The organism is Halorubrum sp. Atlit-8R, from assembly GCF_003666025.1.
GTDB lineage: Archaea > Halobacteriota > Halobacteria > Halobacteriales > Haloferacaceae > Halorubrum > Halorubrum salinarum.
The window spans coordinates 399274-415080 of the sequence record NZ_QPLV01000001.1 but is presented as its reverse complement, the minus strand read 5'-3'; the positions used below and the strand labels follow the sequence as shown (position 1 = coordinate 415080).

Sequence of the window (15807 nt, the reverse complement as noted above, 5' to 3'; positions counted from 1 at the left end):
GGTCCCCCGCTATTTCCACCGCCGACGAGCGCCGCGGCCCGGCGGCGGAGAGAAAAGCGCTAAACCCGCGGCGGCGGTGGAGACGGTATGAAACAGGCCATCGTCGCCCGGACGGACATCGGCATGGGCGAGGGGAAACTCGCCGCGCAGGTCGCGCACGCGTCGCTGTCGGCGTACCAGGACGCGAGCGACCGGGCGCGGAAGAAGTGGCAGGGGGAGGGACAGAAGAAGGTCGTGCTGAAGGGGAGCTCCGAGAGCCAGCTGTTCGAGCTGGCCGACAAGGCCGACAAGGAGGGGCTGCCGTACGCTATCGTCCGGGACGCGGGCCACACCCAGCTGGAGCCGGGGACCGTCACCGCGCTCGCGGTCGGCCCCGCCCGCGACGACAGCGTCGACCGCGTGACCGGCGACCTCTCGCTGTTCTGAATGGCCGACGGCGATTCCCTCCGCGAGGCGCACCCGACGGAGCGCGCGGTCGGTATCGAGTACTACGCCAGCCGCGCCGACGGGATCGGCGGGCGGCTCCGCGAGTCGCCCGAGGACTTCCGAGTCCGGGAGCTGGAGGCGTTCGACGCGGAGCCGCTCGATGCCGACCCCGGCAGCTACCCCGACCTCGTCGTCCGGGCGACGCTCCGCGACTGGGACACGAACGACTTCGCGCGCCGGCTCTCGGACGCGCTCGGCGTCAGCCGCGAGCGCGTCTCGTGGGCGGGGACGAAGGACAAGCGCGCCGTCACGACGCAGCTGTTCACCGTCCGCGGCGTCGACGCCGACGACCTCCCGGAGATCCGCGGCGCCGAGATAGCGGCGCTCGGCCGGGCGGGCCGGAGCCTCTCGTTCGGCGACCTCGCGGGCAACGCCTTCGAGATCCGCGTCGCGGACGCGGTCGACGGCGCCCCCGAGCGCGTCGCCGAGGCGGTGCGGGACCTCCGGGCGTTCGCGGGCGACGCGGACGAGGGCGACGCGGACGGGAGCAGCGGTCCGAGCGGGGACGAGTCGATCGAGGCGACCGTCGGCGTCCCGAACTACTTCGGCCAGCAGCGGTTCGGCAGCCGGCGCCCCGTCACTCACGTCGTCGGGCTCGCGATCGCGCGGAACGACCCCCGCGAGGCGGTCCGGCTGTACGCCGGGAACCCCGCCGCGGCGGAGCCCGAGGACACCCGAGCCGCACGCGATGAGGTCGACGCGGCGTTCGGCGTGAGCGGTGACTCCGGACTCGACGGCGGGCCCGCCGCCGACGGCACGGGCGACGGCGACTGGGCCGCCTGCCTCGACGCGATCCCCGGCAAGCTCCGGTTCGAGCGCTCGATGGTCCACCGGCTCGCCGACCGCGGCGTCGCCCCCGACGCGCCGCCGGACGACGAGGACTGGTGGCACGCCCTGGAGGCGGTGCCCTCGAACCTCCAGCGGCTGTTCGTCAACGCCGCGCAGTCGTTCCTCTTCAACCGGATCGTGAGCGAGCGGCTGCGCCGCGGGCTCCCGTTCGACCGTCCCGTCGCCGGCGACGTGGTCTGTTTCGCCGACGGCGACGCGCCCGAGGGGCTGTACGCGCCGGACGCCGACCGCCTCCAGCGCGTCGACGCGGACCGGGTCGACGTGGTCTCGCGGCACTGCGAGCGCGGGCGGGCCTTCGTCACCGCGCCGCTCGTCGGCACCGAGACGACCCTCGGCGGCGGCGAGCCGGGCGAGATAGAGCGCGAGGTCCTCGCCGACGCCGGCGTCGAGCCGGGCGACTTCGCGCTCCCCGGCGAGTTCGACTCGAACGGGACGCGCCGCGCGGCCCTCCTGCGCACGGACCTCGACGTGACGTTCGAGGGCGGCGACCCGCGGTTCGCCTTCGCGCTCCCGAGCGGGTCGTACGCGACCGCGCTCCTGCGGGAGTTCACGAAGCGCGGCCCGCTCGACCTCTGATCGATCCGGATTCGTGGATCACTTCGGGATTCGAGGAGTCGAAACCACCACGGGACTGTGTTCCGTTCCGAGCCGTTTTTGTGCGACAGCCGTCAATCGAGGCCATGACTCGGATCGTCGTCATCGACCTCCACGGCCAGTTCACCCACCTCGAACGCCGGGCGCTCCGCGACCTCGGCGTCGACACCGAGATAGTCTCGGCGGAGACACCGGCCGACGAGGTCGAGGCGGACGGGGTCGTCCTCTCGGGCGGCCCGGACATGGACCGCGTCGGCAACGCGCCGGACTACCTCGACCGCGACGTCCCCGTCCTCGGGATCTGCCTGGGGATGCAGCTGATCGCGGCGGAGCTCGACGGCGCGGTCGGCGAGGGCGACTACGGCGGCTACGCGGACGTCGACGTCGAGATAACCGACGACGAGGACCCGCTCGTCGGCTCGCTGGCCCCCGAGACGCGCGTCTGGGCCTCCCACGCCGACGAGGTGACCGAGCTGCCGGACGGGTTCTCCCGCACCGCCACCTCCGACGTCTGCGGCATCGAGGCGATGGCCGACGCGGACGCGGACCTGTACGGCGTCCAGTGGCACCCCGAGGTCGCGCACACGGAGCGCGGCGAGGAGGTCTTCGAGAACTTCGTCGCGATCTGCGAGTCGGCGTAGAACGCGAGCGGTTCGCCGACGTGCGTCGCGGGCTATTCTTCGACGCACAGCGCGGGCTATTCTTCGGCGTGCGCCGCGGACTATTCTCCGACGTGCGCCGTCAACACCGGGAGTTCGCTGTAACGCACGACTCGCTCGGCGACCGACCCCGCCGCGACGAAGCGCCCGATCCCGGTACGGCCGTGCGTGCCCATCGCGATCAGGTCGACGCCGTAGTCCGCCGCCGCGTCGAGGATCTCCTCGTGCGGGCGGCCGCGGCGGAGGTGGAGTTCGCACTCGACGCCGCGCGCCGCGGCCGCCTCGGCGACCGCGTCGAGCGCGCGCTCGCCGCGCGCCTCCTCGCGCTCGACGACCACGTCCCACTCGCCGGCGCCGGCGATGCCCTCGTCGACGACGAACAGCGCGTGGACCCGGGCGCCCGTCAGGGCGGCGAGGCCGCAGGCCTGCTCGGTCGCGGCGGCGCTCCCGGCGCTCCCGTCGATCGGACACAGTATCGCGTCGTACATGTCGGCCCGACCCACGACGTGCGAGACGTTAACAGTACCCGATGCGCGGACGCCGGACGCGGTCGCGCCGCTCGTCGTGTCGGGGGCGCACCGGTCGGAAAAGACGGCCGGCGCCTACGCCTCGAACAGCTCGTCGACGGCCTCGCCCGCGGTCTCGACCGCCTCCTGCGCGACCGCGTCCGGGTCCGGCCCGGCGTCCTCCGGGGCGTTGAGGTAGACGTCGACGTCGAGGACGCCCTCCTCGAACGTGACGGTGACGTCGAGGTCGGTGACGGTGGACTGGTCGTAGTGTTTGAACACGATCCCCTCGGCCGCCTCGGCAGCGGTGCGAACGACCTCGTCGTCGCTCGGCTCCGCGGCGGCGTCGGCGTCGTCGGTCACGGCCTTACGCGCCGCCGGCGCCCGGACCGCCCGGTCCCATCGGGCCGCCGCCGCCCGCGCCGCCTTGGAGCATCTGCTGGAGCTCGCTCTGGAGGTCGTCGAACTGCTCCTCGACGCGCTCCTCCTGCTTCTCGAGCTGCTCGACGCGGACTTCGAGCGAGTCGACCTTGTCCTCGAGGTCGTCGTAGGCGGACTCGTAGTCCGTCTCGACGAGGACCTTGCCGATCTCGCGGTACATCCCCGCGTCCTCGTCGACGTCTTCGAGGGCGTCGAGGGCGGTCTTGGACTCGTTGAGCGCGGACTGGGCCTGCTCCTTCTGCTCGGCGACCTGCTGTGCGGTCTCCTGAAGGTCCTGCAGCTCCTCGATCTTCTCCTGTGCCTCGGGCGGCATGTTCCCTTGCATGGGCGGACCGAGGCGGCCCGGACGGAAAAACCCACTACATCTCTCCCGCCCCGACAAGTCGGCAATACGACGGGTCTCGGAAACGCTCGCGTCGGTTTAGTCGTCGAGCCCGGCGACGCGCTCGGCGACCGCGACGAGCCGGGACCAGCTGTTGACGCCGGCGCGCAGCGCCACGAGGTCGTCGGCGAGGACGCGGACGCGGACCGCGTCGCCCTCGCGGTCGACGGTCGCGGTCGAGCGGGCGTCGTCGATCTCGCCGACCTCGGGACCGAGCGCGTCGGCCACGACGCGGGCGCGCCGCTCGGAGGGGTAGGTGAACGAGAGGACCGTCTCGTGTGCGCGCGTCACGGTCCGTGGAGGGGGAGACGGCGTTACTCGACGTTGACTTCCTTGATGCCACCGCCGCGCTCCTTCAGGAGGACGCGGTGGCCGCAGTACGGACAGCGCACGCCGCCGTACTCGTCGAGGGTGACGTCGCGCTTACAGCGGGAGCACTTGTAGCTCATCGCCTTATTCCTCGTCGGCGAGCGCGGCGCGGATGGAGCGGCGGACGGTGCGACCGCCGGGCGTCTCGGGGCGGTACGCGCCGCCGGTGAACGTCTCGCCGGTCTCCTCGTTGACCCAGATGCCGGTACCCACGCGCTTCACGTCGTCGCCGTCGACGGTCGCGTTGCGCATCTCCTCTTCGATGTCCTGGACCCGCTTGCGGGAGACCCGGCCGTAACGGGCGCCGAATCGGCCCGCGCTGCCGGTGCTTCGAGCCTTGTCCTCAGCCATAGTAGCCACTCCTACCGCCAGCGCAGGTAAAAAGGCTGCGAGTTGCGGCGGTCGGAACCGCCGACGGCGACGACGAAAGAGGGGTGATCGGATGCGGTGGCGCGTGCCTGCGAGCGGCCGCCCTCGGCGGCCGCGAGACAGCACGCGCGAGGGACGCCGTGAGTGACGGGCGACCGCAGGGAGCCCGGAACGAACGGCGAGGCTGGGGAGGTGTGAGGCTGCTGTGCGGTGCGGGGCGGGACTCAAAGGGGCAGCCGGGAGGCGGGCGCAGGCAACGTAAGCACCGCAGCGAAGGAGCGGCAGCGACTGAGCGAGGAGCGCAGCGAGCGTGCGCCCGCCTCCCGGCTGGGGCTTTGGAGGGGTTCGTGTCAGTGGCGTCCACCTGTAACCGACTGACTGGCGTTTTAGCGGTGTTCGCCGGAAGATTGCCGGCAGTCCTCACAGACACGGCTACGTATCGACCGCAACGTATTTCACAACCAAGTAATACTACCAAGTTGTATGAACGGATTCGACGGCTTCAGCGACGTGAGCGAGACGGACGTAACGAAGGCCATCGGCACCGAGTGGACCGACGGGTTCCTCGATTTCACCGACTCCGAGGTGATCGTCCTCGGCGGCGGCCCGTCGGGCCTGATGGCCGCGAAGGAGCTGGCCGAGCGCGGCGTGAAGGTGATGATCGTCGAGAAGAACAACTACCTCGGCGGCGGCTTCTGGCTCGGCGGGTTCCTGATGAACACCGTGACGGTCCGGGACCCCGCCCAGGAGATCCTCGACGACCTCGACGTGGACTACGAGCCGGTCGCGGACGTGGACGGCCTCTACACCGCTGCGGGGCCGGAGGCCTGCTCCGGGCTGATCAAGGCCGCCTGCGACGCCGGCGCGCGCGTCCAGAACATGACCGAGTTCACCGACCTCGTCGTCCGCGACGACCACCGCGTCGGCGGCATCGTGATGAACTGGACGCCGGTCCACGCGCTCCCCCGCGAGATCACCTGCGTCGACCCGGTCGCGGTCGAGTCCGACCTCGTCATCGACGCGACCGGCCACGACGCCGTCGCGATCAGCAAGCTCGACGAGCGCGGCGTCCTCTCGGCGCCCGGCATCGAGCACGCGAAAGAGCACAACACCGGCATGGACCAGACCGGCGACGACCAGTACGGCGCCCCCGGTCACGACTCGCCCGGCCACGACTCGATGTGGGTCGGCGAGAGCGAGGACGCCGTCGTCGAGCACACCGGCGTCGTCCACGACGGGCTGATCGCCTCGGGGATGGCGGTCGCGACCGCGCACGGCCTCCCGCGGATGGGCCCGACGTTCGGCGCGATGCTCGTCTCCGGGAAGCGCGCCGCGCAGGCCGCCCTCGACGAGCTCGGCGTCGACGCGCCCGAAGTCGAACTGTCGGCCGGCGGCGCGCCCGCGCCCGCCGACGACTGATACGAAAGTCGGTTACCCGGCGAAGTCGCCGTCTTTCGACGAGCGATCACCGCTGACGCTCCGGTAGCTGCTCCCTCCACGTCCGCCGCTGGTCGAGTACACGTGCTCGACCGGGAGTCGACAGCGAACACCTCCAAAGCCCCAGCCGGGAGGGCTCGGTGCGCTCGCTGTCGCCCGAAAATCGGAGATTTTCGGGATGACGAGAGAGCTTCGCTCTCTCGAACCACGCGCTTCAGTCGCTCGTTTCACTCGCTCCTTCCAGTGCTTGCGTCGCGCGCCTTCGCCCTCCCGGCTGCCCCTTTGAGCCCCCACCCCGCACAGCACCGCAACCGCAGCCTCACGCCTCCCCAACCTCGCCGCTCACGCCCTCCGGGCGTTCGCGGCGTCCCTCGCGCGTGCTGCCTCGCGGCCGCCGCTTCGCTCCGGCCGCTCGCAGGCACGCGCCGCCGCAGTTCGGACCATGACTCATCGACGCCGGATACCGGACTGAACCCGCAACGCGCCCGTCCGTCACGAACGTTCACTCGGGAGCGACTCAACCGGGTGCCTTTTTCCGGCGCTACGTCGAACCCGGCGGTATGCGAAACGCCAAGATCGTCTGTACGATCGGTCCCGCCTCGGACGACCGGGACACGATCCGCGGCCTCGCCGACGCGGGGATGTCCGTCGTCCGACTCAACGCCAGCCACGGGACCACCGACCACCGGGAGACGGTGATCGAGCGCGCCCGCGCCGTCGACGACGAGATCGACGACCCGCTCGCGGTGATGGTCGACCTGAAGGGCCCCGAGGTCCGCACGGCCGAGATCGACGAGCCGATCGAACTCGCCGGCGACTCGGAGGTCACCTTCCTCGAAGCCGACGACGCGACGCCCGAGCGCGTCGGTCTCACTCACTCGATCGGGGCCGCCGAGCCGGGCGACACGATCCTCCTCGACGACGGCCGGATCGAGTGCCGCGTCGAGCGCGTCGACGGCGAGGCCGTCGTCGCCACGGTCGTCTCCGGCGGGAAGCTCGGCTCCCGGAAGGGCGTGAACCTCCCGGGCGTCGCCATCGACGTGGACCTGATCACGCCGGAGGACGAGGCCGAACTCGACCTCGCCGCGCGCACCGACGCCGACTTCGTCGCGGCCTCGTTCGTGCGCGACGCCGACGACATCTACCGGATCGCCGACGAGCTGGAGGCCCGCGGCGGCGGCGACATCCCGATCGTCGCGAAGATCGAGCGCGCCGGCGCCGTCGAGAACTTGGAGGGGATCGTCGACGCCGCCGACGGCGTGATGGTCGCCCGCGGCGACCTCGGGGTCGAGTGCCCGCTGGAGGACGTGCCCGTGATCCAGAAGCGGATCATCCGGACCTGCGTCAACGAGGGCGTCCCCGTCATCACGGCGACGGAGATGCTCGACTCGATGGTCTCCTCGCGGCGCCCGACCCGCGCCGAGGCCTCCGACGTGGCCAACGCCGTCCTCGACGGTACCGACGCCGTGATGCTCTCGGGCGAGACCGCGGTCGGCGACGACCCCGTCAACGTCGTCGAGACGATGGACCGGATCGTCCGGCAGGTCGAGGCCAGCGACGAGTACGCGGAGACGCGCGAGCAGCGCGTCCCGACCGCGGAGGAGGGCTCCCGCACCGAGGCGCTGGCGCGCTCGGCGCGCTACCTCGCGCGCGACATCGGCGCCTCGACGGTCGTCGCGGTCTCCGAGTCCGGCTTCACCGCGCGCAAGACCGCCATGTTCCGGCCGGGCGTCCCGGTCGTCGCCACGACGCCGGACGACCGCATCCGCCGCCAGCTCGCGCTCTCGTGGGGGGTCCGCCCGGTGCTGACCGAGTACGCCCACGACATGGAGGGGATCCTCGACAACGCGGTCGACGCCGCGCTCGACCGCGGCGGCGCCGCGTCCGGCGACACCCTCGTGGTCCTCTCAGGCATGCTGACCGAGTTCGAGGGGACGAACACGACGAACACGCTGAAGGTCCACGTCGCCGCCGAGACGCTCGTGACGGGGAAGGCGGTCGTCGCCGGCCGCGTCGCCGCCCCGGTCCACCGGACCGCGGACGGCGACCTCGACGCGCTGCCGGCGGGCTCCGTCGTCGCGCTCGGCGCCGACTTCGACGGAGAGTTCTCCGGCGACCTCGACCGGATCGCCGGCATCATCGACGCCCGCGAGGGGATGACCGGCTACCCCGCCGTCGTCGCCCGCGAACTCGGCGTCCCGATGGTCTCCGGCGCCGGCCTCCCCGACTCGGTCGCGGACGGGACGACCGTGACCCTCGACGGCGAGCGCGGCGTCGTCTACGACGGCGACGTGCTCCGGGCGGCCCGCGAGCGGTAGGCCGCGCCCGATCCCGCCGACACAGCGTCACCAGACACAGCGTCACCCGACGCGCCGCCACCCGACACGCCCCCACCCGACGCGCTGCCATCGGCGTGACCGCCCCGGCCCCGCGCCGCTCGCGCCCGCCAGCCATTTATTACGGAGTCGCGTAGACCCGGCCATGAGCGACGAATCCGGCGACGACGCCCGCGACGAGCGCGCGTCCGACGCCGCGGAGTCGACGGAGTTCGGCGACCGCAGCCGGGCCAACGACGCCGGCGACGAGGAGCCGGACGACGGCGGCGAGTGGCGCTTCTCGGTCGACGACGTGGGGCCGAACGGCGTCACCGAGGACACCGCCACCCCGGCGGACGAGCCGATAGAGCCGGGCGACGTGGACCTCGAACACGCGGCCTTCGTCGTCCTCGGCGTCGCGCTCACTGTCGGGACCCTGCTGGTCGGCTTCTGAACGCGCGGTCGACGACCCGGACCGCCGAGGACGCCGCCGACCGACGGCGCCGCGGCCGCGCGCACCACCACTTATCAGGCCGCGGCCGTAGGACCGACTATGAACGCGCTCGCACAGTCCGGGCTCCTCTCCCCGGACACCCTCCCGCTCCTACTCCTGACCGCGGGGCTGCTGCTCTCGATGGCGGAGGCGCTCGCGCCGGGGGCGAACTTCATCGTCGTCGGGATCGCGCTCATCGGCGCGGGGCTCGGCGGCCTGCTCCTGGCGTCGTTCGGCGTCGCCGGCGCGCTCCTCACGCTGCTCATGGCGCTCCTCACGCTCGCGTTCGGCGCCGCCGCCTTCTACGGCTACCACGAGTTCGACCTCTACGGCGGGAAAGGGCAACAACAGACCAGCGACAGCGACTCGCTGAAGGGCAAGACGGGGACGGTCACGGAGCGGGTGACCCCCACGGGCGGCGAGGTGAAGCTCGCCGGCGGCGGCTTCAATCCCCACTACTCCGCCCGCTCGATGGAGGGAACGATCGACGAGGGCGAGGAGGTGATGGTGGTCGACCCGGGCGGCGGCAACGTCGTCACCGTCGAGTCGATGGGGTACGTCGAGGACGACATCGACCGCGAGCTGGCGGCCGACCGCGCCCGCAAGGCCGCCGCGAACGAGGCGGCGGAGGCGGACGACGCCGACACAGAGGAGGTCGAGCGAGAGACCGAACTCGACCGGGAGTGACGCGGGCGGCCGGACGCCGCCCCGCCCCGGAGCTGTGAGCGGAAAAGCACTTGTCCGTCGGCGGGGACAACCCGACGATGCCCTCCCCGCTCGCCGCCCTCGCGAGCCTGCCCGGCAGCGTGCTCGACCGCGTCCGCGACGGGTTCGACTCCCCTCACGCCGGGACCGTCGCGGTCGCGATGCTGGTCGTGGCCACGATCGGTACCAGCCTCGGGATCGTCGCGCTCGGTGGTGTCTTCGACGCGACGGTCGACCAGCGGATCACCGTCGACAACCCCGACCGGCCGTCGGAGTCGACCTGCGAGACGTTCGGCGACGAGCCGGGGTCGATGTTCGCCGAGGAGTGCGACGAACCGGAACGGATCGAGGTCGACGCGGGGGAGGAACTGCGCGACGCCGCGACCGGGCTCATCCACTACGGGCTGATCGGCGTGCCGCTCTGGTGGGCGCTGTTCGCGGTCGCGCTCCACGTCGGCGCGCGCGTCGCGGGCGGGTCCGGCTCCGTCGGCGACTCGTTCGTGATCGCCGGCTGGGCGGTCGGCGCGGAACTGCTCCGGCTCGGGGCCGGGATCGTCGGGATCTGGTACACGCTCTCGACCGCGACGATATCCGGCTCGACGGGCGAGGCGGTGGCGGCCGACGTCGCCGCCGCGATCACGGGCGCGACCGGGCCGCTGCTCGTCGCCTCGGGGGTCGCTATCGCGGTCCAGTGGGTGATCGTCGTCGGCGGGCTGGAGGCCGAGTACGACCTCGACCGCGGGGCCGCGGCCGGCGTGGCGACGTTCTTCGCGGTCCCGACCCTGCTGCTCGCGGCGGTGTAACTCCCCGGGTCGGATCCCGTCGCGGGCGACGCTCGGTCCCGTCTGGACGCCGAATTCGGGAGTTTTTAAGCCGCCGGCGCTCCCCCTCCCGGTATGATCCTGTCCGACGCCGACATCCTCGACCGGCTCGCCGAGGGCGACCTCGCGATCGAGCCGCTCGACGACGTCGACCAGCAGGTCCAGCCCGCGAGCGTGGACCTGCGGCTCGGCGAGCGGTTCCTGGAGTTCCAGCGCACCAACATCCCCTGTATCCACCCGACCGACGCGGGCGAGGTGAGCGAGTACGTCACCGAGACGACCGTCGACGAGGGCGACGAGTTCATCCTCCACCCCGGCGACTTCGTCCTCGGGACGACCGCCGAGCGCGTCGCGATCCCGGACGACCTCGTCGCCCACGTCGAGGGGCGCTCGTCGCTCGGCCGGCTCGCCATCGTCGTCCACGCGACCGCGGGGCTGTGCGACCCCGGCTACGAGGGGCAGATCACGCTCGAACTCTCGAACCTCGGCACCGCGCCCGTGGCACTCTCGCCGGGCATGCGCGTCTCGCAGCTCACCTTCACGGAGCTGAAACGGCCCGCGGAGCGCCCCTACGGCGCCGAGCGCGGCTCGAAGTACCAGGGACAGGACGGGCCGCAGGCGTCGCGGATCGGCGACGACCCCGAGTTCGCGGGCGCGGCGGGCGACGGACGCGAGGGTGACGGCGGGGCGACGCCGTCGGGCGGTGATCGCGAATGAGGTTCATCGAGGAGGTCGTCGTCGACGAGTTCCTGCCGACCGTCCGCTCGATGCTCGCGGAGGACCTCCGCGACCGCGGGTTCACCCAGTCGGAGGTCGCGTCGGCGCTCGGCATCTCGCAGTCGGCCGTGTCGAAGTACGCCGCCGGCGACGTGGCGAGACACGAGCGGATCGTCGCCGACGAGCGCGTGCGCGACCTCGTCGAGCGGGTCGGCGAGGGGCTCGCGAGCGGCGACCTCACGCCGGTGGCCGCGCTCGTGGAGATAGAGGTGCTGATCCGGCAGCTGGAGGAGGGGGACCTGCTCGCCGACCTCCACGAGACGGCGATGCCCGCGCTCGCCGACGCCGACGTCGAGTTCTCCGTCCACGACCCCGACAGCGGGCTCCGGGAGCGCGAGCGGGTCCTCACCTCGGTCCGCCGCGGGCTCCGCACCCTGACGAACACCTCGGGCTTCGCCGGGCTCATCCCGAACGTCGGGGCGAACGTGGCGGAGTGTCTCGGCGACGCCCGGGCGATCGACGACGTGGCGGCGGTCCCCGGGCGCCTCGTCGACGTGAAGGGCCGGGCGATGGTCCCCGGCGAGCCCGAGTTCGGCGTGAGCGAACACGTCGCGACGGTGTTGCTCGCCGCCCGCGAGGGCGGGGCGACCGCCCGCGGCGCGGTGAACGTCCGGTACGACCCCGACACCGTCGAGGCGCTCGCCGAGTCGCACCCGACCGTCGAGTTCGACGCCGAACGCCCGACGCGCGAGGCGGTCGCGGACGCGGTCGCGGCCGCCGGCTCCCCGGCGGAGGGGGACGGAGGAACGCTCGTCCTCTACCAGACCGGCGCGGTCGGCATCGAGCCGATCGTGTACGTGCTCGCTCCGACGGCGTCCGAGGCGGCCGCGATCGTCCGCGACATCCTGTAGGCGGGGCGGTCGCCGGTGGCCCGCGACGGTCCGCACGCCGCGTGATCCATGAGAGGTATTCATTAACATATGGGACGTAGATCCCGTATGAGAGACACGGACGCGGTTCGGATGACGGACGACGAGCGCGACGAGTTCCTCGGGCGGTCGGGGACCGGCGTCCTCTCGCTGTCGACGGACGGCGACGGGCCCCCGCACTCGGTCCCGGTTTCGTACGGCTACGACCCGGTCGAGGGGACGTTCTACTTCCGGCTCGCCGTCGGGGCGGACAGCGGAAAGGCGAACGCCGCCGACCGCGGCGTCACGTTCGTCGCCTACGGGCGGGACGACGGACGGTGGAAGAGCGTGGTCGCGAGCGGCCGGCTGGTGTCGACCAGCGACGACGCCAGCGCGACCGAGTCGCTCGCCGGACTCGAGCGGACGGCTGAGATCCCCATCGTCGACGTCTTCGGCGAGCCGACGAGCGAGGTGACGTTCGAGTACTACCGGCTCGATCCGGAGCGGCTCACGGGTCGCGCCGAGCAGGCGATGGAGCCCTGAGGCTCCGGCCGGGGGCGCCGTCGACCCGGGGCGACGCTTTTTAGACGGAACCGCCCGAAGCGTGGGGCGTGACACGGCGTCGACGGTTCGGGATGCAGATGCGCTCCTTCTAGCGGCGGGCGGACCCGTCGCGTCGCCGCCGGCCGGTAACGCGGTCGGCGCCGACGCGGCGGCGAATCCCGTCGCCTTCCCGCAGCGCCCGGACCGTCGACCGCCTCGCCGGCGTCGACACCGACGACCGCGCGAGCGCCGGTCTCGCCGCGGTCGACGGTCTCGAACCAGCGGGCTTTAGACCCGATCGACCGACACACGACACACACGCACCACATGAGCCACGACGACTACCCCACCGACCGGCCCGCGGTGGTGACCTGTGGACTGCCGTACGCGAACGGCGACCTCCACATCGGCCACCTCCGCACCTACGTCGGCGGCGACGTGTACAGCCGCGCGCTCGACCGACTCGGCCAGGAGACCGCGTTCGTCTCCGGCTCGGACATGCACGGCACGCCCGTCGCGGTCAACGCCGAACAGGAGGGCGTCTCGCCCGAGGAGTTCGCGCTCGACTGGCACGAGCGCTACGCCGAGACGTTCCCGAAGTTCAACGTCGAGTTCGACAACTACGGCCACACCCACGACGAGACGAACACGGCGCTGACCCAGGAGCTCGTCCGCGACCTCGACGAGGCGGGCCACCTCTACGAGAAGGAGATCATGGTCGCGTACGACCCCGTCGACGACCAGTACCTCCCGGACCGCTACGTCGAGGGGACGTGCCCGTACTGCGGCGCCCACGCCCGCGGCGACGAGTGCGACGAGGGGTGCCAGCGCCACCTCGAACCCGGCGAGGTCGAGGACCCCGAGTCGACGATCACCGGCAACCCCGCGGAGTACCGCGAGCGCACCCACCAGTTCTTCGCGGTCTCGGAGTTCGCCGACTACCTCTCCGGCTTCCTCGACCGCCTCGAAGGCACCTCGAACGCCCGGAACCAGCCCCGCGAGTGGATCGAGCAGGGGCTCCAGGACTGGTGTATCACCCGCGACATGGACTGGGGGATCGACCTGCCCGGCGAGAACCCGCAGGACTTCGTCTTGTACGTCTGGGTCGACGCACCGATCGAGTACATCTCGTCGACGAAGCAGTACTCCGAGCGCGTCGGCGCCGACGCCTTCGACTGGGAGGCCGCCTGGAAGGAGGGCGCGAGCGACGATCACCCGGAGGGCGGCGAGATCGTCCACGTGATCGGCCGCGACATCATCCAGCACCACACGATCTTCTGGCCCGCGATGTTAGAGGCGACCGACCACGCGGAGCCGCGCGCGGTGATGGCGTCCGGCTTCGTCACCCTCGACGGCAAGGGGTTCTCCACGAGCCGCGACCGCGCCGTCTGGGCCGACGAGTACCTGGACGAGGGGTTCCACCCCGACCCGCTGCGCTACTACCTCGCGACCAACGGCGGGTTCCAGCAGGACGTGGACTTCTCGTGGGAGAAGTTCGCCGAGCGCGTCAACACCGAGCTGGTGGGCACGGTCGGCAACTTCCTCTACCGCTCGCTCCTCTTCGCCCACCGCAACTACGAGGACGGCCCCGACGCCGACGCGCCGAGCGACGACGTGGCGGCGCGGATCGACGAGGCGGTCGACGAGTTCGCGGCCGCGGTCAACGACTACTCCGTCCGCGCGCTCGGCGACGCCGTCACCGACCTCGCGCGGTACGGCAACGAGTACATCCAGCGCAACGAGCCCTGGAAGCTCGTCGACGAGGAACCCGCCGAGGCCGAGCGGGTCATCTACGACTGCGTCGCGCTCGCGAAGGCGATCGCGGTCCTCTTCGAGCCGCTGGCGCCCGAGAAGAGCGAGCGGCTCTGGGCCCAGCTCGGCGAGCCCGGCTCCGTCCACGAGGCGACCGTCGAGGCCGCCCGCGAGGGCCCCGCCGGCGACCTGAGCGAGCCGACCGAGCTGTTCGAGCAGGTGGAAGACGAGCGCGTCGCGGACCTGAACGAGAAGCTCGAAGCGCGCGTCGCCGAAGCGGAGAGCGACGACGCTGACGACGAGAGCGGCGCCGACGACGAGGATGACGAGACCGACGCTACCGACGACACCGACATGAGCGACATCGAACCCATCAGCGACGACCGCATCGGCTTCGAACAGTTCCAGGAGCTGGACATCCGCGTCGGCCGCATCGAGGCGGCCGAGGGGATCGAGGGCGCCGACGACCTCGTCGAGCTCACCGTCGACCTCGGCGCGGAGACCCGGACGATCGTCGCGGGGCTCAAACAGCTCCACGAGGTCGACGAGCTGCCGGACACGAAGGTGATCGTGCTCGCGAACATGGAGAAGGCGGAGCTGTTCGGCGTCGAGTCCAACGGGATGGTGCTGGCCGCCGGCGAGGACGCCGACCTCCTCACCACCTACGAGGACGCCGCGCCCGGCACGAAGGTGAAGTGAGGCCGCGGCGCCCCGCGGACGGCGACGGTCCTCGAAGTTTTATTTGACTGACGTGCGACGACGGGATATGGCCCTCCTCCGTCGGTTCGAAGCCATGTCGTTTGCCGCACAGCTGATCGCCGTCGCGGTCGTCTGCGACCCGATCGGGTTCGCCGCCGGCTACCTCCTCGCGCCCGAGTTCGGCGTCGAACCGATCCTCGGCGGCGTGTACGGGCTCGTGGCCGCGAGCGTCCCGATGTCGCTGCTCGTGCTCCGCGAGTCGATGTCGGCGTAAGGGGGCGCACGGCCCGCGCGGGCGAGGCCCGTCAGGCGTCGAGCACCTCGATCAGGTTCCCCTCCGGGTCCCGGATGAACAGGACGGTCGTCCCGCTCTCGGTCGTCCGCGGCGGGCTCAACGTCTCCACGTTGTCGGCGAGTTCCGCGTGAAACGCCTCGACGTCGTCGACCGTGAGCCCGAGGTGGGTCGCTCCGGGGCGATTCAGGTCGGGGCCGTCCGCGGGGCCCGCCTCCTCGGCCGGGTCGTATTCGACGAGTTCGACGATGGCGTCCCCGGCGGCGAGGTGCGCGAACGCCGCCGCGGCGCCCTCGACGGCGACCGCCTCGGCGAAGGCGTCGCCGCCGACGGCGAACTCGGCGACGACGTCGAGGTCGAACGTCTCGGCGTAGAACTCGACGGCGCGGTCGAGGTCGGCGACGGTGACGCCGACGTGGTGCGCGGTTGGGTCGGACACGGCCGGTCGGACGGCCCCCGCCGGGGAAACC

Annotated in this window: 20 protein-coding genes; 13 read left to right on the top strand and 7 right to left on the bottom strand. The window is 71.9% G+C overall.

Annotated elements, in window-relative coordinates; translation table 11 throughout:
• Positions 1–87 precede the first annotated feature (87 nt).
• The 3 genes from pth2 to DVK05_RS01945 all read left to right on the top strand — a co-directional run bounded on the left by pth2 (position 88) and on the right by DVK05_RS01945 (position 2570).
• Positions 88–426, top strand: coding sequence for a peptidyl-tRNA hydrolase Pth2 (gene pth2 / locus DVK05_RS01955; protein ID WP_121561754.1), 339 nt, complete (start codon positions 88–90; stop codon positions 424–426).
• Positions 427–1911, top strand: a complete 1485-nt coding sequence (truD, locus tag DVK05_RS01950) for a tRNA pseudouridine(13) synthase TruD (protein ID WP_121561753.1) — start codon at positions 427–429, stop codon at positions 1909–1911.
• 104 nt (positions 1912–2015) lie between these two features.
• On the top strand, positions 2016–2570 hold the full coding sequence (locus DVK05_RS01945; RefSeq protein WP_121561752.1) for a GMP synthase subunit A: 555 nt from the start codon (positions 2016–2018) through the stop codon (positions 2568–2570).
• Between the two features lie 80 nt (positions 2571–2650).
• Here the strand turns inward: DVK05_RS01945 and DVK05_RS01940 are convergent, their stop codons facing one another.
• The 6 genes from DVK05_RS01940 to DVK05_RS01915 all read right to left on the bottom strand — a co-directional run bounded on the left by DVK05_RS01940 (position 2651) and on the right by DVK05_RS01915 (position 4637).
• The gene (locus tag DVK05_RS01940) at positions 2651–3076 is read right to left on the bottom strand and encodes a universal stress protein (protein WP_121561751.1); all 426 of its coding nucleotides are present in this window, start codon (positions 3074–3076) and stop codon (positions 2651–2653) included.
• Positions 3077–3190: 114 nt separating this feature from the next.
• Positions 3191–3457, bottom strand: a complete 267-nt coding sequence (locus DVK05_RS01935) for a DUF3194 domain-containing protein (RefSeq protein WP_121561750.1) — start codon at positions 3455–3457, stop codon at positions 3191–3193.
• A 4-nt stretch (positions 3458–3461) separates the two neighbouring features.
• On the bottom strand, positions 3462–3848 hold the full coding sequence (locus tag DVK05_RS01930; protein WP_121562436.1) for a prefoldin subunit beta: 387 nt from the start codon (positions 3846–3848) through the stop codon (positions 3462–3464).
• Positions 3849–3956: 108 nt separating this feature from the next.
• Positions 3957–4208, bottom strand: coding sequence for a KEOPS complex subunit Pcc1 (locus tag DVK05_RS01925; protein ID WP_121561749.1), 252 nt, complete (start codon positions 4206–4208; stop codon positions 3957–3959).
• Between the two features lie 23 nt (positions 4209–4231).
• Positions 4232–4366 (bottom strand): DNA-directed RNA polymerase subunit P, encoded by a 135-nt coding sequence (locus DVK05_RS01920; RefSeq protein WP_121561748.1) that lies wholly within the window; start codon positions 4364–4366, stop codon positions 4232–4234.
• A gap of 4 nt (positions 4367–4370) precedes the next feature.
• The gene (locus DVK05_RS01915; protein ID WP_006114269.1) at positions 4371–4637 is read right to left on the bottom strand and encodes a 50S ribosomal protein L37ae; all 267 of its coding nucleotides are present in this window, start codon (positions 4635–4637) and stop codon (positions 4371–4373) included.
• A 501-nt stretch (positions 4638–5138) separates the two neighbouring features.
• Here DVK05_RS01915 and DVK05_RS01910 point away from each other — a divergent pair.
• The 10 genes from DVK05_RS01910 to DVK05_RS01865 all read left to right on the top strand — a co-directional run bounded on the left by DVK05_RS01910 (position 5139) and on the right by DVK05_RS01865 (position 15319).
• Positions 5139–6074, top strand: a complete 936-nt coding sequence (locus tag DVK05_RS01910; protein WP_121561747.1) for a sulfide-dependent adenosine diphosphate thiazole synthase — start codon at positions 5139–5141, stop codon at positions 6072–6074.
• 578 nt (positions 6075–6652) lie between these two features.
• Positions 6653–8410: a pyruvate kinase gene (pyk, locus tag DVK05_RS01905; RefSeq protein ID WP_121561746.1), complete on the top strand. Its 1758-nt coding sequence runs from the start codon at positions 6653–6655 to the stop codon at positions 8408–8410.
• 163 nt (positions 8411–8573) lie between these two features.
• Complete coding sequence (locus DVK05_RS01900) at positions 8574–8861, top strand: hypothetical protein (protein WP_121561745.1); 288 nt, start codon at positions 8574–8576, stop codon at positions 8859–8861.
• Between the two features lie 99 nt (positions 8862–8960).
• A complete protein-coding gene (locus tag DVK05_RS01895; protein ID WP_053771704.1) occupies positions 8961–9587 on the top strand; it encodes an NfeD family protein in 627 nt (208 codons plus the stop codon).
• Between the two features lie 77 nt (positions 9588–9664).
• Complete coding sequence (locus DVK05_RS01890; protein ID WP_121561744.1) at positions 9665–10408, top strand: YIP1 family protein; 744 nt, start codon at positions 9665–9667, stop codon at positions 10406–10408.
• Between the two features lie 93 nt (positions 10409–10501).
• Positions 10502–11143 (top strand): dCTP deaminase, encoded by a 642-nt coding sequence (gene dcd, locus DVK05_RS01885; protein WP_121561743.1) that lies wholly within the window; start codon positions 10502–10504, stop codon positions 11141–11143.
• Positions 11140–12054 carry a thiamine-phosphate synthase family protein gene (locus DVK05_RS01880; protein WP_121561742.1) on the top strand — a complete coding sequence of 305 codons (915 nt, stop codon included), beginning with the start codon at positions 11140–11142 and terminating at the stop codon, positions 12052–12054. Before dcd ends, DVK05_RS01880 begins: the two co-directional genes overlap by 4 nt.
• A gap of 87 nt (positions 12055–12141) precedes the next feature.
• Positions 12142–12594 carry a pyridoxamine 5'-phosphate oxidase family protein gene (locus DVK05_RS01875; protein WP_121561741.1) on the top strand — a complete coding sequence of 151 codons (453 nt, stop codon included), beginning with the start codon at positions 12142–12144 and terminating at the stop codon, positions 12592–12594.
• 327 nt (positions 12595–12921) lie between these two features.
• Entirely contained in the window at positions 12922–15045 is a 2124-nt protein-coding gene (gene metG, locus DVK05_RS01870) for a methionine--tRNA ligase (protein ID WP_121561740.1), read from the top strand.
• A gap of 67 nt (positions 15046–15112) precedes the next feature.
• Entirely contained in the window at positions 15113–15319 is a 207-nt protein-coding gene (locus DVK05_RS01865; protein ID WP_121561739.1) for a hypothetical protein, read from the top strand.
• Positions 15320–15350: 31 nt separating this feature from the next.
• Here the strand turns inward: DVK05_RS01865 and DVK05_RS01860 are convergent, their stop codons facing one another.
• Positions 15351–15776, bottom strand: a complete 426-nt coding sequence (locus DVK05_RS01860; RefSeq protein ID WP_121561738.1) for a VOC family protein — start codon at positions 15774–15776, stop codon at positions 15351–15353.
• Between the last annotated feature and the right edge of the window lie 31 nt (positions 15777–15807).